The following is a 22,949-nucleotide window of genomic DNA, read 5'->3' on the forward strand; positions in this document are numbered from 1 at the left end:
TTTACTGCTCCTCTTTGGTGGAAAGATTCTGCTCTGCACTCTGGATTATCTTCTTTTTGGCATCATCTATGATCTGCGCGGTAGACTCTTTAATGTTTTCGTCTATGCTCTCTTGAACAGCTTGGGAGCCTTTTTGTATGGTAGCGTTTATATCTTCTGATATCTCGACCGGATCAAGTTTCATAATAACGCTTCCCACTTCAACCAGTACCGGGAATACAAAACTGTTTTGCATCATGGAGTCAATATTTGTTCTCATCGCCTTGATGTTGTATGCTGCGTATGAGATAACGGCAGCGATTAGAAAGAACTTGCCTGCACTAAAGACGAATCCTAGGATCTTGTCAAATATACCAAGCCCGCTTACAGAGCTTAGCTTTTTGAAGATCAAACCGACAACAACCATCAAAAGCCAAAAGATAGCCAGAGTGACTAAAAAGCCGGTAAAACCTATGGCAGCACTGTTCTCAAACTTAAAAACAGAGTCGCTTATAACCTGCCCGACATCATCCCCGACGCGAGAAGCTATAAAAATACCGCCGACAATCCCTAAAAGCCCGAACAGCTCTTTGAAAAACCCGTTGATTATCCCCTTGAGCCCTAAAAACAGGACTATGATAGATACGACAATGTCAAAATAGCTAAATTCCATTATTCGCAGACCTTAGATACCATGTTCTTTCCGTTGTTTTTAGAAGCATAGAGAGCTTTGTCCGCTCTTGCCATAAGCGAGTCTGGAGTATCGTTTTGTAGAAATTTAGTTAATCCAATGCTTGCAGTTATGGATATTTTTTGACCCATATATATGAGGTTGTTCGAGCTTATAAGCTTCAGGAGTCTCTCTGCTATAGCTTCGGACTGCTCATCGCTGTTTCTGTTTAGTATGATAGTGAACTCTTCTCCGCCGAATCTGAAGATCTTGTCCCCGTCTCTTAGCGCTTTTCTTAGGATGTTTGAGATAAAAATGAGAATCTTATCGCCAGTGATATGACCATAGTTGTCGTTTATGGATTTAAAGTTGTCAATATCGATCATCAGCACATGGAGGCTGTAAGGAATATCTTTGTTCGCGCAGACCTCTTTAAGATAGGAGATCAGAGCTCTTCTGTTTAAAACTTTTGTAAGCGGATCAAGGTTTGAGGTCTGTTCAAGCACCTTTACTTTGTCCGTGAGCTCTGAGATCACTTCGTTTGCTTTTTTGACCTCTTCTGTCATATGAGCTTGGATCTCGTTGAATTTTTTTGTCAATGTCTCAAGGTTTATATGCTTCTCGCCGCATTGATCCATAGTCTCTTTGTTAAGCTGGGTCAGCTCTCCGAACTTGTCGTTTGTGTTCTTGTAAGATGTCAAACTCTGCTTTACAAGCTCTTTGTATGAGTTGTTAAAAGCCTCTTTTGCATGCTCTATGGAGTCTATATCTTTGTCGTTGATGTTTGAAACGACCTCAATAGCATCTTTTAAGTAGGCGATAACTTGCCCTTTTGTAGCATTCTCATCAGAATTGATACGTTCGAGCAGATTCTCATAAATCTCTTCTATCAGTGCTTTTAAATCGTTTTTTTCCATAATATGCATCCATAAAAAATATGCTGCATTGTACACTTTTAAGCATAAAAAAAAGCTTTTATGCTCTTTAAATTGAGTCATCAGTGCTATTTTAGTTACTATTATGTAAAATGACAAAAAATATTTTGACATATATTAAAAAAAGGTTTTATAAATGAGTATCTGGACTCCTTCTAGCTGGAGGCAAAAGCCTATAGTGCAGCAGCCTACATATCCGAACATAGATGAATTAAACAGAGTTTTAGCGGAACTAAAAGATTATCCGCCGCTTGTTTTTGCAGGTGAGGCTCGCTCGCTTAAAAGCCAGTTGGCAAATGTCGTAGAGGGGAGAGCTTTTTTGCTTCAGGGCGGAGACTGTGCAGAGAGTTTTAGCGAGTTTCATGCAACAAATATTCGCGATACGTTTAAAGCTATCCTTCAGATGGCGGTAGTGATGACCTATGCGGGCGGTCTCCCGGTTGTTAAAGTAGGGCGTGTCGGCGGACAGTTCGCAAAACCGCGCTCAAGCGACACGGAGACAATTGACGGCGTAACGCTTGATTCTTACAGAGGCGATATTATAAACGGTGTAGATTTTACTGCAGATGCAAGAACACCCGATCCGCAAAGAATGATAAAAGCGTACAACCAGTCGGCTGCGACACTAAACCTTTTACGTGCATTTGCAACGGGCGGTTTTGCAGACCTACATAAAGTTCATCAGTGGAACCTTGACTTCACGCATCAGAGCGAGATAAGTAAGAAATATGAAGATCTTGCAGAAGAGATAGGCAAGTCGCTTAAGTTTATGGAGGCGTGCGGAATTACTTCAAAAACTCACAGAACTCTGCGTGAAACCGATTTCTATACATCTCATGAGGCGCTTCTGCTTCCGTATGAAGAGGCGTTTACGAGAAAAGATTCTATAACTGGTGATTGGTATGACACATCTGCGCATATGTTATGGATAGGTGACAGAACCCGCCAGATCGACGGTGCTCACGTTGAGTATATGAAGGGTATTCACAATCCGATAGGCGTTAAAGCGGGCCCTTCGATGGATCCTGATGACCTTATAAAGCTTTGCGATATTTTAAATCCGAACAATGAAGCGGGACGTTTGAACGTTATTGTAAGGATGGGTGCGAACAAGGTGGCTGAGGGTATGCCTAAGCTTATACGCGCAATTGAGCGTGAGGGTAAAAAGGTTCTTTGGAGCTGTGACCCGATGCACGGAAACACTATTAAATCATCAAATAACTTTAAAACTCGTCCGGTAGATGCAATTCTTACAGAGATGAAGCAGTTTTTCCAAGTCCATAAGTCTGAAGGTACGTTCGCAGGCGGTGTTCACTTGGAGATGACGGGAAGAAATGTTACAGAGTGTATCGGCGGTTCGTTCATAGTAACCGAAGAGGATTTAAGCTCTCGTTACCACACACATTGTGACCCTCGTCTAAATGCGGATCAGGCGCTGGAACTGGCATTTTTAATAGCAGACACGCTTAAAGAGAGAGGTTGATCTCCTCCTCTTTAGCCTGAATATTCAAAAGCTCCTCCACTTTTTCTTCATAAAGATTTTTCAGCTCCTCAAGCTCACGCGCAAGCTGCGTAATTCCTATCTTCTCATAGCATAAAGGGTCTGCAAGACAGTTGTTCTTCTCATCTATCTTAGCTTCAAGCTCTTCAATTTCGACAGGCAGTTTCTCCAGAGCGATCTTCTCTTTGTAGCTCAGACGCAACTCTTTTGGCTTGCTCGTTTTTGCTTTTGGTTCTACTCGCTTACTCTCCTGCTCCATGATGCCAAGCTCTTTGATCTCACGTTCTAGCTCAAGATATTCGCTGTAGCTCTGGTAGCTCTCTTCGATATGCTTATCCTCTTTGAAGATGAAGAGTTTTTTGGCGATCTTGTCTACAAAATATCTGTCGTGGCTTACGATGATTACCGCTCCGCTGAAGTTTATAAGCTGCTCTTCTAAAATATTGATTGTAGGAATATCAAGATCATTGGTTGGCTCATCAAGAATGAGAATATCCACATTTTTTGTAAAGAGCAGGGCAAGGGCTATACGGTTTTTCTCGCCCCCGCTGAGAACCCCTATCTTTTTATCCAAAAACTCTCTTGGAAAGAGGAAGTTCTTGAGATAGCCATAAACATGCATGTCACGTCCGCGTACGCTTACTCTGTCTCCTCCGTATGGGCAGAAGGTCTCTATAAGATTTTTCTCATCATCTAGCATCTCCCGATGCTGGTCAAAATACCCTATCTTGAACTCTCCTCTTTTTATCACGCCGCTTGTAGGTTCTATGCGTCCCAAAAGAGCTTTGAGAAGTGTTGATTTTCCGCTTCCGTTTGGTCCTACTATGGCGATAACGTCTTTTTGGAGGATCCTTGTACTAAAATCTTTTAAGAGCTCTTTATCTCCTAGTTTTAGTCCTAGATGTTCCACTTCAAATAGCATTTTTTGCTTGTTCACGCTCTTGTCTCTGTTGAAGTGTTTTGCTTCGCGCTCAAGCTCCAGGGTCATCTTTTTTATCTTCGAAGGGTTCGTTTTTGCCTCTTCTCTGAGAGCCATAAGACGCTCTTTTCTGCCTTCGTTCCTCTTAAGCCTCGCTTTTACGCCCCTTGAGAACCATTCGTTTTCTCTCTTTAAGAGATCAAGCAGGTTTTCATGCTGTTTCTCCAGCGTTCGCATATACTCCTCTTTTTGAGCAAGATAGCTGCTGTATCCGCCGCTATACTCTCTAAGCGAGCAATCCTCAACTTCGACGCTTTTAGTAGCAACTCTGTCGATGAAATATCTGTCGTGTGATATAAATACGAGCGTGAACTTCTCTTTTAAAAGAAGCTCCTCTAAAAACTCAACCATATATACGTCAAGGTGGTTTGTCGGCTCATCAAGAAGCAGGATGTCTGGTTTTTGAAGCAGCAGCGATGCAAGGGCGACTCTTCTTTGCTCCCCTCCGCTAAGCATGACTACAAGTTTGTTCTCATACTGCTTAAGGTCAAAATGCTGGATTATCCTCTCTATCTTGTCATCAAGGTTCCATGCATTGTGATGCTCAATGTAACGGGATAGCTTCTCGTGCTCCTCCAAGAGCGTTTTGTTCTCAAAATCATCTGCAAGTTTGAGCGAGAGAAAGTTGTATCTCTGCTTTGCGTAGTTTAGCTCTTTAAGTCCTGCTTCAACCGCTTGACGTACCGTATGGCTCTCTTTGAAGTTCGGCTTTTGGTCAAGCATCTTTACTTCCAGATTCTGTCTTATGATCCTCTCTCCGCTGTCTTGTTCAAGCGTTCCGTTGACAATTTTCATAAGAGTCGATTTGCCGCTTCCGTTCTTTCCGATGATGACGATCCTCTCCCCTTCGTCAACATGAAAATTTATGTCTGTTAAAATTTTTTGAGCTTCGTAATGTTTTGATATGTTTAGTAGATCTATGAGTGCCATGAAGTCTTTATATCCCTTAATTGTTGCGCAATTATAGTATAAGTTTCATAATAGATAAATTTGATTATAATCTATGACATTTAATATAAATAGGAATAAATTATGGCAACGGTAACATCTTACGGGGCGGCCGAGACGGTAACGGGTTCGTGTCATCTTCTTAAAATAGGTTCTATAAAAATTTTGATAGATTGCGGGATGTTTCAGGGAAACGGCGGAAGCAAGAAAAATTATGAGCCGTTTGGCTTTGATCCTTCCGAGCTGCACTACCTTATACTCACACATGCGCACCTTGACCACATCGGAAGAGTTCCAAAACTTTTTAAAGATGGTTTTAACGGCAGGATAATTGCAACAAAGGCAACGCGCGATATTGCAAAGATCATGCTTCTAGACAGTGCGGGAATTTTGCAGGAGGAGTATAAAACAATAAGCAAAAAAGCTCGCAGACGCGGTGAAGAGGAGAGTGTCTTGGAGCCGCTATACACAAAGGATGACGTGAAGGCGGTGTTTGCTAAAAAGTGGTGTACGCTCGATTATTTCCAAGAGCATAAATTAAAACAGCATATAAAGGTCACTTTTGGAAATGCAGGTCACATAATGGGCAGCGCTTTTGTGATAATAGATTATCAGGATGGAAATCAGCAAAAACGCGTAATATTCTCTGGAGACCTTGGTTCTCCTGAGAGATTGATTATAGATGAGCGCGACAAAGTATATGAAGCGGATGCTCTTTTTATAGAGTCCACATACGGAGACCGCAGACATAAGCCCTTGGATCAGAGCGTGGAGGAGTTTAAAGAGGCGGTGATCTCTACTTTAAAAGATAACGGCACGGTCTTGATACCCTCTTTTGCTCTGGAGAGAACACAAGAGATACTTTGGCTTCTTCATGAGATGCATGATAACGGGGAGCTGCCAAAATGCCGCATCTTTCTAGACAGCCCGCTTGCCATAAAAGCTACAAGGCTTTACAATAAGTACCCTGGGCATTTAAGTGATGAGCTTGAGTACTCTACCGGGAGCGGAAGCGACCCTTTCTCTTTTGCATGGCTTGAGACTACGACGACGAGGGACCAGTCAACAGCAATAAACAAAGTAAAAGAGCGCTCTATAATAATTGCCGGAAGCGGGATGTGTAACGGCGGGCGTATAATGCACCACTTAAAACACAGACTTTGGAACAGCAGAAATGCGGTCATATTTGTAGGTTTTCAGGTTGAGGGAACGCTTGGGAGAAGCATAGTTGACGGACAGCATAGCGTTAATATATATGGAGAGCAGATAGTTGTAAAAGCAAAAAGATATACAATCAACGGTTTTTCAGCCCATGCAGACCAAAAGGAGCTTATAGATTGGATGCGCTCGATCGAGAACTTAGAAAAACTATATCTTATCCACGGTGAGAGGGAGAAGATGGAAATATTCGCAGAAGCGATAAAAGAGGAACTAGGCCATGAGAGCCATATCATGGAGGTAGGAAACTCCGTTACGCTCTAAAATTGCTCCTCATAACATAGTATCTTCGCCGTGTACCACTCGGCGATCTCTTTGTCGCTGTAGTGATACTCCCTTTGAGAAAATGGTATGGAGATATTGCGAATCTTTGAGCGGACGATACCCATGATGATAAATGCAAGAACAAGGGCAAGCAGAGCTATAAAGAGGTCGTATAGATACCAAGACACAAGGGCTGTAAGAACTGTAGCATATTGCAAAAAGAGCCTCAGTGCCAGAGCCGTAAGCTCGCACTTTTTTGAATGAAGTACTGGTGTTTGCTCTTTTAGCTCTATAAACTCATCTTGCACGGTTTATCTATTTTACAACAATAACATCGACGTCAGACTGCTCTAAAATATCAAAAGCAAAAAAGCTTACATTCTGTGTAGAATGGATCAAGAGCAGATCGTAGCTAATATCTGAACTCTCCTCTTTGAACTTTTTAGGGTTTAGAGAACTTACAATCGCAGAGGCAGAAGCATCCATCTCTTTTGGCAGAGACAGAGAGCTTAAGAATGTATCTATATTTTTTTGCGACTCATCTTTTATACGGGCTTGATATTTGCCAAGATCATCTTCATTGAAGCCAAATAGACCGAGCTTGTCGTCTGTCGGAAGATAGAATAGGTTAAGCAGAGTGATCTTTGATTTTGGAAAGAACTTGGCTGCTTTTTTTATAGCGGAGGCAGACTCATCAGAGAGATCCGTTAGTACCAAGATGTTCTTATACTCCAGCTCATGCTCATCTTTCATTACCAAAACAGGAGTCTGTGCATTTTTGATTATCTCTTTTGTATGAGAACCCATTATAAGCTCATTTAAGAAGTGCGTCTCACCGCTGTTGCCCATAATAATCATATCCGCATCCAATAGCTTTGCGCTGTTTGCGACTTGAACTTTTACTTTGCCGCTGACACAGTGAAAGTTCTCTTTTTTAATTTCACTATAACTCTTGCTTAGTTCAGCATATGCACGCTCCTCTACAGCGTCAATATCCTCTTTTTTTGAAAAGAATGAGCTCTCTACCACGTGGATAACGTGAAGTTCGCCATCTCTTTTTTTTGTAAAATCAAGCGCTTTTTCTAAAACGACGTAACTGCTTCTTGAAAAGTCTATTGCGACCAGTGTTGTGAATTTCTTCATAGTGACTCCAAAGTAAATAATATTGTAGTTTTATCATAATTGATATAAATAAAACAAGACCTACCGTTTTGGCGTCATTATATCTAATTTATATTGGAGTTATCGTTACTTAGAAAAATAAGTAGATAAATAGGAGTAAAAAATCTCTCTTATTATTTTTGAGAGTAAATTTAGCAAATATACTAAATATAGTTTAGTCATATAGACTTAGGTTATTTGATATAATTTGCAATTATTAACTTTTTTTGCTAATATTTTCTCTTAAAAATTTATATAGAAGGATTTACAAAGATGGCAAAACATCAGTTCCAGACGGAAGCAAACCAAATATTAAACCTTATGATACACTCACTCTATTCAAACAAAGAGATATTTATTCGTGAGTTGGTCTCAAATGCGTCGGACGCGCTTGACAAGTTAAACATGCTTGTATTGACGGATGATGCATATAAAGGCGTCGAGTTCTCACCGAAAATAGATATAGCCGCTGACAAGGATGCAAAGACTCTGACTATCAAAGACAGCGGTATCGGTATGAACGAACAAGATCTTATGAATAATCTGGGTACCATAGCAAAATCAGGCACAAAAGCATTTTTAGAGCAGATGACGGGAGATCAGAAAAAAGACTCCAATCTTATCGGTCAGTTCGGTGTAGGTTTCTATTCATGTTTTATGGTCGCACACTCTGTAGAGGTTATTACAAAAAAAGCGGGCGAAGAGCAGGCGTATCTCTGGAAGAGCAAAGGGGACGGCGAGTTTGAGATAGAAAAAACCACAAGAGATTCTCACGGTACGACTATTATAATGCATTTAAATGATGATGATGCAGAGTTTTTGGACAGTTACAGAATCGAGAATATCATCAAAAAGTACTCAAACCACATTCCATTCGCGATATTTATGGATAAAGAGAAGTACATTCCTGCAAAAAAAGATGATGAGGGCAATGAGATAGAGCCGTCAAAAAATGAGATAGAGAATGTTCAGATAAACCGTGCAAACGCTCTTTGGACAATAGCAAAGAGCGAGATAAAAGATGAGGAGTATAAAGATTTCTACAGCTCAATAGCACACTCTTCGGAGGAGCCTCTTGTCTGGATGCACAACAAAGCAGAGGGAGCTATAGAGTACACCACTCTCTTTTATATCCCATCAAAAGCGCCGATGGACATCTACAGAGTGGATTATCAGACCGGAATCAAACTCTACATAAACCGTGTATTTATCACGGATGATGAAAAAGAGCTTATGCCTACTTACATGAGATTTTTGCGTGGCGTGATCGACTCTAAAGACCTTCCACTAAACGTATCAAGAGAGATACTGCAGTCAAATGCGGTGATGGCAAAGATAAGAAACGCATCTGTAAAGAAGGTTCTCTCAGAGCTTGCAAAGATGGCTAAAAATGATAAAGAGAATTATGAGAAGTTCTTTAAAGAGTTCGGAAATGTGCTAAAAGAGGGACTCTACAGTGATTACGGCAACCGTGAGAAGATATTGGAGCTGATGAAGTTCAACACTCTAAAATCGGATGAGACGGTCATGTTTGAGGATTTCTTGAAAAATGTAGATGAAGAGAAAAAAGAGATATATTACATTACAGGCAAAACTTCGCTCTCAATGCTTAAAAACTCGCCTGCACTGGAGAGATTTAAGTCACGCTCCATTGACGTGCTCGTGTTAAATGAAGAGATAGACACTATAATCTTTCCAATGATAACAGAGTACAAAGAGTACAAGTTTGTTCATGTAAGCGATGCAAAGTTCGGCGAGAGCGAAGATGAGAAAAAAGCTGAAGAGGAGAGCGCTAAGGAGTTTGAAGGACTTGTAAAAGAGCTTAAAGACTCTTTGGGAGATAGCGTAAAATCCGTAGAGGTGACCTTTGACCTTGTAGAGTCTCCTGTGAAGCTAAAAGAGGACAAGGAGGACCCTGCCTATATGATGGCTCAGATGATGAAGCAGATGGGACAAAGTACCACCACTCCTGCTCCTGCTCCGATACTGCAGATAAACCCTAAGCATGAGCTTATCTTAAAGCTGAAAAACTCTTCGGACCAAAACCTCATAAGCGATGCGGCTCATGTGCTCTTAGATCAGGCAAAGCTTTTTGAAGGCGTAGAGCTTGATGACACAGCAGGCTTTATAGCAAGACTCAACAGAATCATCACAAAGGCTGTGTAAGCCCCTATACTATGGGTGTTTTTGTAGCACTCATAGTTCATTTGAACCCTTTTGTCAAAAGCAGCTGCGACAATAAAAGAAAGTTATGATATTTTACGTCTATGAATAATGATTATAGAGAAAAAAGACGGCCTGAGAATGCCGAACTTCGTCGCAGAATTGACAAACTTCTGATCGAAGGAAGTAATTTTATTGAGAAAAATTTAAGTGATCTGGATATAGCCGATTATCGTTATGAGATGAGCGAGGCAGTCGAAGAGCTCTCTTTGGACAGAGAGACGGTCTACCAGTTGGTAGAGGACTATATTATTCAGATATTAAAAGCAAAAGTAACATTTTATGAACAGATACACAAGCTAAAACTGGACAAGCTTGAAAATAGAGCTTTAGACTACACCGACATCAGAAATCTGGCACACAAAAATCTCGGTGTCGTAAGAAATCTCAGGATCAAAGATGCGGAAAAGCTTCTTAAAATAATCATGGAGGCAGAGGATCTTGACTATATGAGACTTTGCGTTAAAGCTTTGGAGATATCTGCGGTCAAGCTCAACCCCCTTTGTGCATATGAGACGCTAAGACTTATAGAGGTTAAAAACTCTCTATGATCTGAAGAGAGTGTTCCTACTTCTCTTTAAGAGACCTTGAGACCTCTTCAAGCAGATTGCTAGGCTTTTTTATAACAGTGGGCTTCTCTTCTTGCGGAGGGAGTACAAAGGCCAGAATGATGAAAACAAACGAAAAAATAATACCGGTCAATACGGTGAGTACTACTTTTAGTTTGAAATCGCTCATAGTTTGTACTAATCCACTTTATTGAGTCTGTTTGTGGTCATATAGATCCAGAACTCTTTGTGAGAATAACCTCTGTTTAAAAAGAATATTTGCAAGATTGCGACCCTGTAAAGAGTGATTATCATCTTGGCAAAAGGGATAAAAAGGCTAAGGCTTACCAGAAGCGATTGCTCCTTGTCTCCCTTTGATCTTATCATCTCCGTAATTCCTATATTTTTACTAAGATAAACTCCAAACATAATTGAGAACAGAAAATTTAATATAAGCCCAAATATCATATATGCAACAAAATCCTGCTCATTTATTCCGGCGATCATAAATATATTCCTTCTAAATTTATTAAAGTCATTTTAGCCAAAGAAAACTTTTTTATTCATAAGTTTTTATTTTAGCTTTTGTGAAAAAGGTTCCAAACGGTATGAGAGAGGCTATGAAGAATGTGGCACTCTCTTTAAATGGCCACTTTGCCTCATGCCATGCTTTTGCCAAAAGTATACAAAAGAGTATAAAAAGTATTCCGTGGATCATACCCACAACTTTTACTGCCATTGGTATATCCATAAAATATTTCATTGGCATAGCGATAAAAACAAGTGCTAAATATGAGTATCCCTCTATTGTATTTATATGTCCGAATTTGACGACATTTTGATTTTTCATATCTACACCTATATAAAATTTTTATGAATTATATAATCAAAAAGTAACAATTCGGCTTCTAATTTAAAATAAAAAAGAAGCAACAAGGCTTTTTAAACATTTATATAATACAATATCCGCCAAATATAAAAAAGAGGTATATTGATATGGATACTAACCTTGTAGTAGAGGGCTTAAAGTTTATGGGCCTTGGAATGGGAGCGGTGTTCTTGTTTCTTACAATTTTGATCTTCCTAATGGGAATTATGTCAAAAATTGTACATAAATTTTTCCCTGAAGTTCAGCCGAGTGCTGGCTCATCTTCATCACCCGGCACTCAGAACAATCAAAAAAAGATAGTTGCGGCAATAACGGCAGCGATTAAATTTCATAGAGAAAGTTAAGGATTAGTATGGCTAAAAAATATATAGATGTAATGGATACGACCTTTAGAGACGGTTTCCAGTCCGTTTTCGGCGGTCGTGTACTTATGAACGACTTTTTTCCTGCAGTTGAAGCTGCAAAGACTGCGGGGATCACACACTTCGAGTTTGGCGGAGGAGCGAGATTTCAATCTCTGTATTTCTACTTAAGAGAAGATGCATTTGAGATGATGGACAAGTTTCGTAAGATCGTAGGACCTGATGCAAACCTTCAGACATTGGCGCGCGGCGTTAATACAGTAATGCTCGATACCGGTTCAAAAGAGCTTATCGATCTGCATGCAAAGATGTTCAAAAAGCACGGTACTACTACGATCAGAAACTTTGACGCGCTTAATGATGTAGAAAATTTAAAATATTCAGGCGAGAGAATCGTTCATCACGGACTAAAGCATGAAGTGGTAGTCACGATGATGGATCTACCTCCGGGATGCTACGGTGCTCATACGGTCGAGTTTTACGAAAAAACACTACGCGAGATATTAGACAGCGGTATACCTTATAACAGCATCTGTTTCAAAGATGCATCCGGAACTTCAAATCCGCAAAAAGTGTTTGAGACCATCCAGATGGCAAGACGCCTTGTTCCTGAGGGAACGCACTTAAGACTCCACACTCATGAGACTGCAGGTGTCTCAGTTGCTGCTTATATGGCAGCACTCGAAGCAGGTGTGGACGGTATTGATATGGCAGCTGCTCCTGTGAGCGGCGGAACTAGTCAGCCGGATATACTTACGATGCTTCACGCTACAAAAGGTATGGATTATGACCTTGGCGGATTGGAGATCAACAAGATATTAACATACGAAAAAGAGCTGCAATCTTGCCTCTCTGACTACTTTATGCCTCCTGAAGCGACGATGGTATCTCCTATCATTCCTTTCTCTCCGATGCCAGGCGGCGCACTTACTGCAAATACTCAGATGATGCGTGATAACGGCATTATGGACAAATTTCCGGAGGTGATCGCTGCAATGACTGAAGTTGTAGAGAAGGGCGGTTACGGTACATCTGTTACTCCTGTCTCTCAATTCTACTTCCAGCAGGCACTTAACAACGTTATGCAAGGTCCTTGGAACGCTATTGCTCCGGGTTATGGAAAGATGGTTCTTGGATATTTCGGTAAAACTCCTGTCGCACCGGATCCTGAAATAGTAAAGATCGCATCCGAAAAACTTGGATTGCCACCGACAACCGAGAAGGCTCTTGATCTTGCAAATGCAGATGAGAGCAAATCTCTGGCTAACTGGATAAACAGACTAAAAGAGGAGAATATCGAGATAACTGAAGAGAACATCTTCATAGCTGCAGCTTGTCACGATAAAGGTATCGCTTTTCTTAAGGGAGAGGGAGAGTTAAACGTTAGAAAAATATCAACAATGAAAAAAGAAGAAGGAAGTTCAAAAATGGGTAATGGAAGCTATACTGTTGTAGTTGACGGTCAAAAATTTAGTGTTCAGGTAGCAGAGGGTGATGTTAATATACAGGTTACAGAGGTAAACGGAGAAGCAACAGAAGTTTCTGCTCCAAAAGCTGCTCCGTCATCAGGAAACTCTTTAGATATAAAAGCACTTCTTCCGGGCAATGTTTGGAAGATAGTGGCTAATCCGGGCCAAAGCGTAAACGAGGGTGATGTGATCATGATACTAGAGTCTATGAAGATGGAGATTGATATCGTTGCACCAAAAGGCGGCGTTATCAAATCTATCAATGTTGCTACTAACGATAAAGTAGTCGAAGGTCAAGTCGTAGCAGTACTAGGATAATAAGTATGAGATTTATCATAATAAAACTACTTACCTTTGTAATGCTCATAGGCGCTACGACTATGCATGCAAGTGCTGGAGCTGATGCTGCATCTGGAGCTTCGACTCATAAAGAGGAGACCTACCAAACTCAATCATTCGGTGATATGATAGACGGGTTTATAAACTCTACTGGTATAAAAGCTTTTGTAAGTCCAAATCCTGATGAACTGAGCTCTCACGGTGAGAAGATGAGCGATTTTCACAAATCTTGGGGCAGGATCATAATGATACTCGTTGCATTCGTGCTCTTTTATCTGGCTATCGCAAAGGGTTTTGAGCCTCTGCTTCTTCTGCCGATAGGATTTGGCGGCCTTTTGGCAAACATTCCGGTTGCGGGAATCGCAGGACCTGACGGTTTCTTGGGCATTATGTATGAGATGGGCTTGGCAAATCAGTTCTTCCCAATTTTGATATTTATGGGTGTTGGTGCTATGACAGATTTCGGTCCGCTACTCTCCAACCCTAAGACCGCACTTTTAGGTGGTGCTGCACAGTTCGGGATATTCGGGACACTGGTAGGAGCAGTTGCTCTTGCTCAGTATACTCCTCTTTTTGACTTTACGTTGCAGCAAGCTTCTGCGATCTCGATCATTGGCGGAGCAGATGGTCCGACCTCTATTTTTATTGCAACAAAACTTGCTCCTGAGCTCCTTGGCGCAATTGCGGTTGCTTCTTACTCATATATGGCGATGGTTCCGATCATCCAGCCTCCAATTATGAAAGCGCTAACCACTGATGCCGAGAGAAGAATTAAGATGAGCACAATGCGCCACGTATCGCGTTTGGAGAAGTTGGTTTTTCCTATTATGGTTTTGGTGCTCGCTATTTTGGTTCTTCCTGATGCTACGCCTCTTATTGGTGCATTTATGTTTGGTAATTTCTTAAAAGAGAGCGGTGTTGTTGATAGATTATCAGACACTATGCAAAATGCGCTTATCAATGTAGTTACGATTTTCCTAGGACTTGCGGTCGGTTCAAAACTGGCAGCGGATCAATTTTTGGTTGCAGATACTCTGGCGATTTTGGCTCTTGGTGTTGTGGCATTCTCCGCGGGAACTGCTGCGGGTGTTATCATGGCTAAGATCATGAATCTCTTCCCTGGCAACAAGATAAATCCGCTTATCGGTTCTGCAGGTGTTTCCGCGGTTCCTATGGCGGCTCGTGTATCTAACAAAGTAGGTATGGAGTATGACCGCTCAAATATGCTTCTAATGCATGCTATGGGTCCAAACGTTGCAGGTGTTATCGGTTCAGCGGTTGCTGCAGGTATTCTTATCTCGCTATTTAGCTAACAATTTATTTCATACTCCAGATCCGGAGTATGAACTTCTACTTCATATTCATAACTTCTACAATAAGCGGTATTATATTCTGGCTCTTTGTTTTGTCTATAAAAGCATCCGCTCCCAACACTTCAGCCTCTCTTTTGTTGTTCGAACCGGTCATAGAGCTGTTTACTATAACAGGTATATTTTTTGTCTTTGATGAGCTCTTGAGCAGTTTTACGACCGTAAATCCGGACATCTCAGGCATCTCGATATCAGTGATCACCGCAGGTATTTTTGAGACGTCATCTCCTAGAGAGTTTATATAATCAACCAGAAGCTTTCCGTTTTCAAATAGTTTCATAGAGATGTTGGCATTTTCAAATATCTGTTTTAGATGTCTTTGAGCCGTTTTAGAGTCTTCCGCTACCAAGACGGTACCGTTTTTAAGCTTGATCGGGATATCAAGATCTTTTAGGTTTGCAGGTGATTCAAGCACATTTACCATAGCTTGAGGGATAACGTCCGCTAAAAGCTTCTCATAGTCCAAAACAAGACATAGACTGCCGTCTTCAAGTCTTGTGTCGTTGATTACTACGTTGTTCTCTCCCATTCTGTAACTCTCTGGAGCGTGCATCTCGTTCCAGTTCTTCTTTAAAACTCTATATGCAGACATGATCCTAAGGCCTATAACTACGCCGTTAAAGTCGCAAACAAGTATGTTTGATCTGCTTACTTCATCTTTAGTAAGGGTCGTTCCAAGCCAAAGAGGGAGGTTTAGTATCGGGATCTGCATTCCTCGAAGAACGATCGTACCCTCCAACATCTTGTGAGAAGATGGTATCTGCGTTATAAAGTGATTTTTTGATTCCACTACTTCGCGGGTTTTAAAGACATTTATAGCGTAGTAAGCAGCTTCACTTTTGTCGCTGATCCTAAATACCAATAGTTGGAGTTCATTGTTTTTTGCCAGATTCGTAGCAGCGTCGACATTTTCTAAAACGGACATTTAAAGCCTTTGAAGTATACTTTTGTTAGTAGCAAATAGTACCGAAATTATGATGAAATATGCTTGAATGTTAATAATGAAATGGTAAAATGTGCTCAATTAATCAAGGGTGACCTTGTAAAAGGTATTGAATGAAAATTTTTACTCTGCTTGCTTTGCTTCTTACTCTTTCGCACGCAAAAATCTACTATGCAAAAGTCGAGCCTTACGAGGTAAGGGATATCTCATCAAATGTTTCAGGTCTAATACTGAATGCAGACGAAGCTTTAATCGGGACTACTCTTTCATCTAAGCCCTACATAAAGATCGATTCAGAAGTCGATGAAAAAGAGCTCAGGTTGATAAAAGAGAAGCTTATGTACGTAACGAACTCTCTGGAGATGAGCGAGGCAGTTTTGGTAAATCTTGAAGATTCGCTTGCTAGAAAAAGAGAGAACTACAGAAAAATAGAGCCTCTGAAATTCAAGTCTTCGGTTGAGAAAGACAGGGAGTTTTACGACCTTATTACAAGCGAGAATCTCTACCTGAACACAAGAAAAGAGATACAGAATCTAAAAGTCCAGATATCTGACTTAAGATTAAGAGAAGTGCAGCTCACAAGAAGCATCAAAGATAAAAATCTGGTTGCAGAGGGCTTCGTTCTTTATGAGATGCTGGTAAAGCCAGGGCAGGTCGTAGGCATTGCCGCTCCGCTTGCAAAGATAGCAGATACTTCAAAAGCGCTTCTTAGCATATATCTGGACGAGGAAGATGTCTTGGACGCAAAAAAAAGAGTGGTCTATATAGACGGTGAAAAAACTTCTTACAAAGTATCAAGGCTGCTAAATATTGCAGATAGCAAAAACATATCTAAGTATATGGCTCAGATAGTAACGGATGCGCCAAAACTATTCTCTAAGCTTGTAAAAGTGGAACTAAAAAATGAGTAGTGTTACCGCATGTCCGCTGGACTGCTATGATGCTTGCGAGATCGTATATGAAGATGGTAAGCTAAAAGCTCTTAAAGATGGTCATACACAGGGCTTCTTATGTCCTCATATGAACCATTACGAAAAGTACAAAACCATAGCAAAAGCTCGATACAGAGGCGAAGAGATAACTCTGAGCGAGGCTCTTTTAAAGCTAAAAGAGATGATCTCGTCGTGTGATAAGAGCGAAGTGCTGCACTACCGTGGAAGCGGGAACTTTGCTTTGATGCAGGAAGTCACAGACCACTTCTTTGCTTCATACGGAGCGGTTTTGACCGAGGGAAGTCTGTGCGACGGAGCAGGTGAGGCAGGAATAATCGAAGGCAGAGGCAGCAATAAAAATATGCCAATTCATGAAGTGGCAAAATCTGAGGTCGTGATATTTTGGGGTAGAAACCCTCATACAACATCAAGCCATATTTTGCCTCTGCTAAAAGATAAAGCCGTTATCGTTATAGACCCGCTTAGAACAAAAATGGCAAAGACGGCGGATCTGCATATTCAGATAAAACCAAACTGCGACATCTATCTTGCGATGCTGCTGAGTCGTTTTTTGCATATTGAAAACGGATGCGACGAGGAGTTCTTAGAGGAGTTCGCAAGCGAGTATGAGGATTACTATGAGCTGACGCAAAACATAAGAATAAAGGCCACTTTGGATCAGATAGGCGTATCTCTTGGACAGATCGGGGATATTCTCGCCATGGTAAAAGATAGAAAAGTAGCCATTGTGTGCGGTGTTGGGATACAAAAGTACAGCAACGGCGTTGATGTTATGAGATCGATTGACGCATTTGCCGCAATGCTTGGACTTTTTGGCAAAGAGGGGTGCGGTGTTAGTTATCTTGGCGCATCAAGAGATGCCATTGTGTTGCCATTTAACAAAAAAGCAAAAAGAGTCTCAAAGGTAAATACCGAGTTTAGCGATTTTAAAACGGTTTTTATTCAGGGCGCAAATCCGCTCTCACAGATGCCGGATTCACAGAGGGTAAAAGAGTCGATCGAAAAAGTTGAAAATGTCGTCTACTTTGGGCTTTATGAGAATGAGACGAGCGAGATTGCCGATCTGATAATACCTGCCAAAAGTTTTCTGTACAAAGATGATGTAAGAACCTCATATTCGCATAACGTTATGTCGTTCATGCCGAAAGTGGCCCAGAGCGACATAGGAATAAGCGAGTATGATCTGACCTCTTATCTATGCAAAGAGTTTGGAATTGAACTTGAGAGCGAAGAGTTTTACCTGAAGCACTTCAAAAATTTTGCAGTTCAAAAGATAGACGGTTCATGGTATGTTGAAAACAGAGAAGAGGTGCCTTATAAAGAGGGCTTTGATACGGATGATAGGGAGTTCGTCTTTTTAGATGAGCTTGACTCGAAGGCTGATGAAGAGATGAGCGGATTTTATCTCATTACATCCAAGAGTCCGACAAGTCTAAACTCTCAGTTTCAAAGGGATGAGCATGTGTATCTGCACAGCTCTTTGGGGTTTGGCGAAGGCGAGAGCGTTGTGGTCTCGTCTGTGAGCGGAAGTGTAAAGCTCAAGGTGAAGCACAATAACGATCTGCGTGAGGATTGCGTTTTAATATACAGCGGGACAAGAGGCGTTAATAATTTAACAACTTCAAAACATGCGCTCTATGCAAAGAGTGCCATATTTCAAGAAAACAGAGTGGAGATAAAAAGAGATGAGTAATATAACGGATTTGGATAAAAAGTATGTTCTGCCTACCTATGCAAGAGCAGATGTAGAGTTTGTAAGCGGCAATAATGCAAAGCTCTTTGATGCCGAGGGAAAAGAGTATATAGATTTCGCTTCGGGAATAGCTGTATGCAGCGTAGGTCATGCAAACAAGAGAGTAAATGACGCAATTTGCAAGCAGATATCAAATATTACGCATACGTCAAATCTATACTACATCGCTCCGCAGGCAAGCGCGGCTCAGAAGATAGTTGATGCCAGCGGATACGATATGAAGTGCTTCTTTGGAAACAGCGGAGCAGAAGCAAACGAGGGAGCTATAAAGATAGCTAGAAAGTTCGGCGAGAAAGACGGAGAGATAAAGAGATATAAAGTTATAACGCTTCAGCACTCTTTTCACGGAAGAACCATCACTACGGTCAAAGCTACGGGGCAAGAGAAGATGCACAACTACTTCGGTCCATACCCTGACGGCTTCGTATATGCGGATGACATAAACCATGTAGCATCTCTTGTGGATGAGCACACATGTGCGGTTATGATCGAGCTTGTTCAAGGTGAGGGCGGTGTTCAGCCGCTTGATAAAGAGGCTGTTCAAAAATTGGCAAAGTTTCTAAAAGAAAAAAATGTGCTATTGATAGTAGATGAAGTTCAAACGGGAGTTTACAGAACAGGAAAGTTTCTTGCATCAAATTACTACGATATAGAACCTGATGTGGTAACGTTAGCAAAAGGTCTTGGCGGCGGCGTTCCTATCGGAGTGGTTATGACAACCCTAAAAGAGGTATTTGGCGCAGGAGACCACGGCTCAACGTTTGGCGGAAACTTCTTAAGCACAACTGCGGCATGCGAAGTTATGGATATTTTAAATGAGATGAACGACAGCGGAGAGCTTCAAGAGGGCATCAAATACTTTGAGAGCGAGCTGGAGAAATTTTATGAGGCTCACAAAGGTGTCTTTACTTCAAAAGTGGGCATCGGAATGATGTGCGGACTGCGTGTAAGAGATGCAGATACTCTTACTAAAATAGTTTCAAACGCAAGGCAAGAGGGCGCAATAGTTCTAAAAGCCGGGCGTGACACACTTAGACTTCTGCCTGCACTTACAATTACGAAAGAGGAAATTGATGAAGGCTTTAAAGCTCTCAACCGCGCTGTTACTTCTCTGTAGTACGCTGCTTTTATCGCAGGAGAAGCTAGATAGCTACATCTCCGAGAACAAAAAAGAGCTATTTGAGTATGACTACGAAAAAAACGAAGCGGAGAGTTCAAAGCTTCGTGATTCGTGGATAGCACCTCTAAATCTCAACTACAGCTACTCAAAGAGCAATCCTTATGGAAGCGAGCAGACAAACGAGAATGCTTCTATCAAGATGGATCAGCCTATTTTTCAAAGCGGCGGCATCTACTACGGCATAAAGTTTGCAGAGGCTTCAAAGATATACTCCGACTACTCCGTTGATGTTGCAAAAAGGAAGCTTGTAAAAGATGCCATCTCTCTTTTGATGCAGATTAAACAGATCGACCTAAAGATACAAAAACAGAAGCTCCAGATCGAGAACTCTGAGATAAACCTTGCACAGAAAAAAGAGGAGTACCTAAACGGACAGCTTGATTCAGGCTTTTTGGACAGTGCGATAATCGACAGAAATATCGTAATACAGGCACTTTATGACTTAGAGACGAGTAAAGAGAGGCTGATATCAAAGTTTAGCGCAATAAGCGATATAAAGCATGAAAATGCCTATGTTCCGAGCTTAGAGATGCTTAGTCTTGAGCAGTTTTTGCAGAACAATATTGTTCTTGGGATGAGCGAGGGTGAGATAGAAAAAAACAGATATGCCAAAGACGTGACCGTTGCAAAGTATCTTCCAAAGGTCAACCTCACAGCAAGCTATAACTGGGATAAGACAACCACTACGCTTCTTCTTGGTCCAAATGAGAAGGATTACTACAGTGTAGGCTTTAGAGCAAATCTGCCTATAGATATAAACACCTTTAGAGACGTGGAGTCTTCCAAGATAGATTACCTCAAAGCAAAACTTGCAGTTGAGGATAGAAAAAGAGAGCTTAGCGCGATATATGAGCAGGTTATGCAAAACATAGAGAACCTTGAGAAGAAAAAGCTCTTAAGTGTTGAGAACAGAGATATTTACGAGAGACTTTTAAAAGATACCAAAGAACTCTACTCTGCAGGCTATAAAACAAAGTATGATGTTGAACTGCTGCAAAACTCCGCTCTGATACAAAAAAGCGACGTTGCAATATACGAGATAGACAAACAGCTTGAACTTCTGACCCTTTACGAGATGTATAAAGATGATTAGAGCTAAAGGTCAATGCAGCGAGGCACTAAATGCCGAGTCGTAGATTTAGCGACTATATGTCGGAGTGGCTCTACGGTAAAGACGGTTACTACGCGACATACAAAGACATAGGCAAGGGCGGGGATTTTTACACCTCTGTCAGTACTAGCAAGTTCTTCGGCGGAGCAGTTGCAAAGCATATTATCTCTCTGGTCGATGAGGGCTTTTTGGCTCTTGATGCGACAATATGCGAGATAGGCGCGCATCACGGCTACTTTTTGGCGGATGTCATAGAGTTTATCTACACACTGCGTCCCAAACTTCTACAGAGCTTTGAGTTTGTAATTATCGAGAGGTTTGAGACACTTCAGGAGTTTCAGGCAAACTACTTCAAAGATAGTTTTGGAGATGTTGTTAAACTGACCCACTACAAATCACTAAGCGAGTTGAAGTGTAAAAATGCCTTTTTTATAGCAAATGAAATATTTGACGCTTTTCCATGTGAGCTCTACTTTAAGGGTAAAAGTGCCAGAGTAAATACTCATGAGGTAATCTTTGACATGGATGATGAGTGGGTGGAGCAAAAAGCAAAAAAGTACCATAAAGACAGAGGCGAGATAGCCGTAGGTTACGAAGAGTTTGCTCATGAAATGGCTAACGCGTGCGAGAAGTTTGAGTTTATGAGCTTTGACTACGGAGAGATGCAAGCACGCCCGGACTTTTCGCTAAGAGTCTACGCTAAGCATGACGTCATCCCTTTCTTCGACGAAAATATAAAGAGAGATGAACTATTTGCAAAGTCAGACATAACTTACGATGTGACGTTCGAGCATGTAAAAGATGCTTATGAAGAAGCGGGAGTAGAGTTCATAGAGCTAAAAGCTCAGATGGTGGCGCTTGTAAATATGGGCATCTTGGAGCTTTTGGAGATACTCAAAGAAAACGCCAAAGAAGAGATATATAAGCAAGAGCTTGAGAAGGTAAAGATACTTATAATGCCGAATTTTCTTGGTGAACGCTTTAAGATGATAAGGTTTAGAAAGAGTTAAAGAGAGAAGATGCCATGCATCTTCCGCTCCTTACATGCTGTGAATTATTTTTATAAGCTCTTCCGGTCTGTTCGAGGCTGTGATAGCAGTCTCTTTGGTGACGATCTTCTTGCGAAGAAGAGTTAGAAGCTGGTCTGTTTGAGTCGTCATATTGGTCTCATTTTGGTTCAGCTGCATTTGAGAGTATATCTGGTGAACCTTGTCTTCTCTGATAAGGTTTTGAATAGCAGGGTTTGCTATAAGGACCTCTTGCGTAGCAACGATTCCGCCTCCGATCCTTGGCATAAGAGATTGCGAGATAACGGATATAAGCGATGATGCAAGCTGTGCTCTTACCTGTGCCTGCTCACCCGCGTCAAAAACGTCGATGATACGGTTGATGGTTGCAGGTGCAGAGTTGGTATGCAGAGTTCCAAAAACTATGTGACCCGTCTCAGCGGCAGTCAGAGCAGCGGAGATGGTCTCTTTATCCCTCATCTCACCCACAAGGATAACATCGGGGTCTTGTCTGAGGGCAAATTTAAGTGCGGTGGCAAATGAGTTCGTGTCCGCGCCGACCTCTCTTTGTGAAAAGAGCGATTTTATGTTCGAATGAACGAACTCTACCGGGTCTTCAATAGTGATGATGTGCTTATTTACAGTAAGGTTTATCTCATGGAGCATGGAAGCCAGAGTGGTAGATTTACCGCTTCCCGTCGGTCCTGTTACAAGGATAAGCCCTTTTTCCCTTTTTACAAGCTCTTTAAAAATAGGGTTGTTGTTAAACTTCTCAAGAGGCGGAATATCGATAGGGATCATACGAAACGCACATGCGATACCGCCGATAGTTCTGTAGTAGTTCGCACGAAAACGGCCTACGTTTTCAAGCTCGAAAGAGAAGTCAAGTTCGTTTTTCTCTTCAAAGATCTTCTTCTGCTTATCCTCAATAAGGGCATAAGCCATCTCTTCGATCTCTTTAGCATTTAAAATAGGAAGGTTAAGTGGTTTTAGGGACTTGTCTATTCTTATCTGCGGTTCACTTCCGGGAACAAGGTGCAGGTCAGAAGAGTCAAAGTGCAAAACACTCTTGAGCAGTTTTTTGATCTCTATGGGTTTTTTTGTTTCATCACTCATAACAGGTTTCCTTTAGTTTTATTAAATTCAC

22 protein-coding genes are annotated in these 22,949 nt (G+C 41.3%); 12 read left to right on the forward strand and 10 right to left on the reverse strand.

Annotation, left to right across the window (positions count from 1 at the left end; genetic code table 11):
- Window position 1 precedes the first annotated feature (1 nt).
- Window positions 2-652: a CvpA family protein gene (locus RBR61_RS03405; protein WP_320342106.1), complete on the reverse strand. Its 651-nt coding sequence runs from the start codon at window positions 650-652 to the stop codon at window positions 2-4.
- Window positions 652-1,566, reverse strand: coding sequence for a GGDEF domain-containing protein (locus RBR61_RS03410; RefSeq protein WP_320342107.1), 915 nt, complete (start codon window positions 1,564-1,566; stop codon window positions 652-654). Before RBR61_RS03410 ends, RBR61_RS03405 begins: the two co-directional genes overlap by 1 nt.
- Window positions 1,567-1,720: 154 nt before the next feature.
- On the opposite strand from RBR61_RS03410, the gene RBR61_RS03415 reads away from it, so the two are divergent.
- Window positions 1,721-3,067 (forward strand): 3-deoxy-7-phosphoheptulonate synthase class II, encoded by a 1,347-nt coding sequence (locus tag RBR61_RS03415; RefSeq protein WP_320342108.1) that lies wholly within the window; start codon window positions 1,721-1,723, stop codon window positions 3,065-3,067.
- Here RBR61_RS03415 and RBR61_RS03420 read toward each other — a convergent pair.
- Window positions 3,051-4,994, reverse strand: a complete 1,944-nt coding sequence (locus RBR61_RS03420; protein WP_320342109.1) for an ABC-F family ATP-binding cassette domain-containing protein — start codon at window positions 4,992-4,994, stop codon at window positions 3,051-3,053. The genes RBR61_RS03415 and RBR61_RS03420 overlap by 17 nt on opposite strands.
- Window positions 4,995-5,096: 102 nt before the next feature.
- Between RBR61_RS03420 and RBR61_RS03425 the strand changes: the two genes are divergently transcribed.
- On the forward strand, window positions 5,097-6,494 hold the full coding sequence (locus RBR61_RS03425; protein WP_320342110.1) for an MBL fold metallo-hydrolase: 1,398 nt from the start codon (window positions 5,097-5,099) through the stop codon (window positions 6,492-6,494).
- Here the strand turns inward: RBR61_RS03425 and RBR61_RS03430 are convergent.
- Together RBR61_RS03430 and RBR61_RS03435 are read right to left on the reverse strand one after the other, a co-directional pair.
- Window positions 6,491-6,802 (reverse strand): hypothetical protein, encoded by a 312-nt coding sequence (locus RBR61_RS03430; protein ID WP_320342111.1) that lies wholly within the window; start codon window positions 6,800-6,802, stop codon window positions 6,491-6,493. The genes RBR61_RS03425 and RBR61_RS03430 overlap by 4 nt on opposite strands.
- A 7-nt stretch (window positions 6,803-6,809) precedes the next feature.
- A complete protein-coding gene (locus RBR61_RS03435; RefSeq protein WP_320342112.1) occupies window positions 6,810-7,637 on the reverse strand; it encodes a universal stress protein in 828 nt (275 codons plus the stop codon).
- 291 nt (window positions 7,638-7,928) lie between these two features.
- Here RBR61_RS03435 and htpG point away from each other — a divergent pair, with 291 nt between their 5' ends.
- Window positions 7,929-9,821 carry a molecular chaperone HtpG gene (gene htpG, locus RBR61_RS03440; RefSeq protein WP_320342113.1) on the forward strand — a complete coding sequence of 631 codons (1,893 nt, stop codon included), beginning with the start codon at window positions 7,929-7,931 and terminating at the stop codon, window positions 9,819-9,821.
- Between the two features lie 101 nt (window positions 9,822-9,922).
- Window positions 9,923-10,429 carry a hypothetical protein gene (locus tag RBR61_RS03445; protein WP_320342114.1) on the forward strand — a complete coding sequence of 169 codons (507 nt, stop codon included), beginning with the start codon at window positions 9,923-9,925 and terminating at the stop codon, window positions 10,427-10,429.
- A 16-nt stretch (window positions 10,430-10,445) separates the two neighbouring features.
- On the opposite strand, the gene RBR61_RS03450 is transcribed toward RBR61_RS03445, so the two are convergent.
- Genes RBR61_RS03450 through RBR61_RS03460 form a run of 3 tightly spaced genes read right to left on the reverse strand, consistent with a single transcriptional unit; the run spans window position 10,446 to window position 11,276 of the window.
- The gene (locus RBR61_RS03450; protein WP_320342115.1) at window positions 10,446-10,616 is read right to left on the reverse strand and encodes a hypothetical protein; all 171 of its coding nucleotides are present in this window, start codon (window positions 10,614-10,616) and stop codon (window positions 10,446-10,448) included.
- Window positions 10,617-10,624: 8 nt separating this feature from the next.
- On the reverse strand, window positions 10,625-10,933 hold the full coding sequence (locus tag RBR61_RS03455; RefSeq protein WP_320342116.1) for a hypothetical protein: 309 nt from the start codon (window positions 10,931-10,933) through the stop codon (window positions 10,625-10,627).
- Window positions 10,934-10,985: 52 nt separating this feature from the next.
- On the reverse strand, window positions 10,986-11,276 hold the full coding sequence (locus tag RBR61_RS03460; protein ID WP_320342117.1) for a DUF3817 domain-containing protein: 291 nt from the start codon (window positions 11,274-11,276) through the stop codon (window positions 10,986-10,988).
- Between the two features lie 146 nt (window positions 11,277-11,422).
- Here RBR61_RS03460 and RBR61_RS03465 point away from each other — a divergent pair, with 146 nt between their 5' ends.
- The 3 genes from RBR61_RS03465 to RBR61_RS03475 are packed head-to-tail and all read left to right on the forward strand — an operon-like array spanning window position 11,423 to window position 14,798.
- Window positions 11,423-11,659: an OadG family transporter subunit gene (locus tag RBR61_RS03465; RefSeq protein ID WP_320342118.1), complete on the forward strand. Its 237-nt coding sequence runs from the start codon at window positions 11,423-11,425 to the stop codon at window positions 11,657-11,659.
- Between the two features lie 8 nt (window positions 11,660-11,667).
- Window positions 11,668-13,464 (forward strand): biotin/lipoyl-containing protein, encoded by a 1,797-nt coding sequence (locus RBR61_RS03470; protein WP_320342119.1) that lies wholly within the window; start codon window positions 11,668-11,670, stop codon window positions 13,462-13,464.
- A gap of 5 nt (window positions 13,465-13,469) precedes the next feature.
- Window positions 13,470-14,798: a sodium ion-translocating decarboxylase subunit beta gene (locus RBR61_RS03475; protein ID WP_320342120.1), complete on the forward strand. Its 1,329-nt coding sequence runs from the start codon at window positions 13,470-13,472 to the stop codon at window positions 14,796-14,798.
- A gap of 37 nt (window positions 14,799-14,835) precedes the next feature.
- Here the strand turns inward: RBR61_RS03475 and RBR61_RS03480 are convergent, their stop codons facing one another.
- A complete protein-coding gene (locus tag RBR61_RS03480; protein ID WP_320342121.1) occupies window positions 14,836-15,780 on the reverse strand; it encodes a chemotaxis protein in 945 nt (314 codons plus the stop codon).
- A gap of 131 nt (window positions 15,781-15,911) precedes the next feature.
- On the opposite strand from RBR61_RS03480, the gene RBR61_RS03485 reads away from it, so the two are divergent.
- From RBR61_RS03485 to RBR61_RS03505, 5 genes are read left to right on the forward strand one after another with little or no spacing between them, the layout of a single operon-like run.
- Window positions 15,912-16,709 (forward strand): HlyD family secretion protein, encoded by a 798-nt coding sequence (locus tag RBR61_RS03485; protein WP_320342122.1) that lies wholly within the window; start codon window positions 15,912-15,914, stop codon window positions 16,707-16,709.
- Window positions 16,702-18,444: a molybdopterin-dependent oxidoreductase gene (locus tag RBR61_RS03490; protein WP_320342123.1), complete on the forward strand. Its 1,743-nt coding sequence runs from the start codon at window positions 16,702-16,704 to the stop codon at window positions 18,442-18,444. The genes RBR61_RS03485 and RBR61_RS03490 overlap by 8 nt, the downstream gene beginning before the upstream one ends.
- Window positions 18,437-19,621 (forward strand): aspartate aminotransferase family protein, encoded by a 1,185-nt coding sequence (locus tag RBR61_RS03495; RefSeq protein ID WP_320342124.1) that lies wholly within the window; start codon window positions 18,437-18,439, stop codon window positions 19,619-19,621. The genes RBR61_RS03490 and RBR61_RS03495 overlap by 8 nt, the downstream gene beginning before the upstream one ends.
- Window positions 19,578-20,777, forward strand: a complete 1,200-nt coding sequence (locus tag RBR61_RS03500) for a TolC family protein (RefSeq protein WP_320342125.1) — start codon at window positions 19,578-19,580, stop codon at window positions 20,775-20,777. The genes RBR61_RS03495 and RBR61_RS03500 overlap by 44 nt, the downstream gene beginning before the upstream one ends.
- 29 nt (window positions 20,778-20,806) lie before the next feature.
- On the forward strand, window positions 20,807-21,805 hold the full coding sequence (locus tag RBR61_RS03505; protein ID WP_320342126.1) for an SAM-dependent methyltransferase: 999 nt from the start codon (window positions 20,807-20,809) through the stop codon (window positions 21,803-21,805).
- 30 nt (window positions 21,806-21,835) lie between these two features.
- On the opposite strand, the gene RBR61_RS03510 is transcribed toward RBR61_RS03505, so the two are convergent.
- Window positions 21,836-22,918, reverse strand: a complete 1,083-nt coding sequence (locus RBR61_RS03510) for a type IV pilus twitching motility protein PilT (protein ID WP_320342127.1) — start codon at window positions 22,916-22,918, stop codon at window positions 21,836-21,838.
- Window positions 22,919-22,949 lie beyond the last annotated feature (31 nt).

Origin of the sequence: Sulfurimonas sp., assembly GCF_034005705.1 — a bacterium.
GTDB lineage: Bacteria > Campylobacterota > Campylobacteria > Campylobacterales > Sulfurimonadaceae > Sulfurimonas.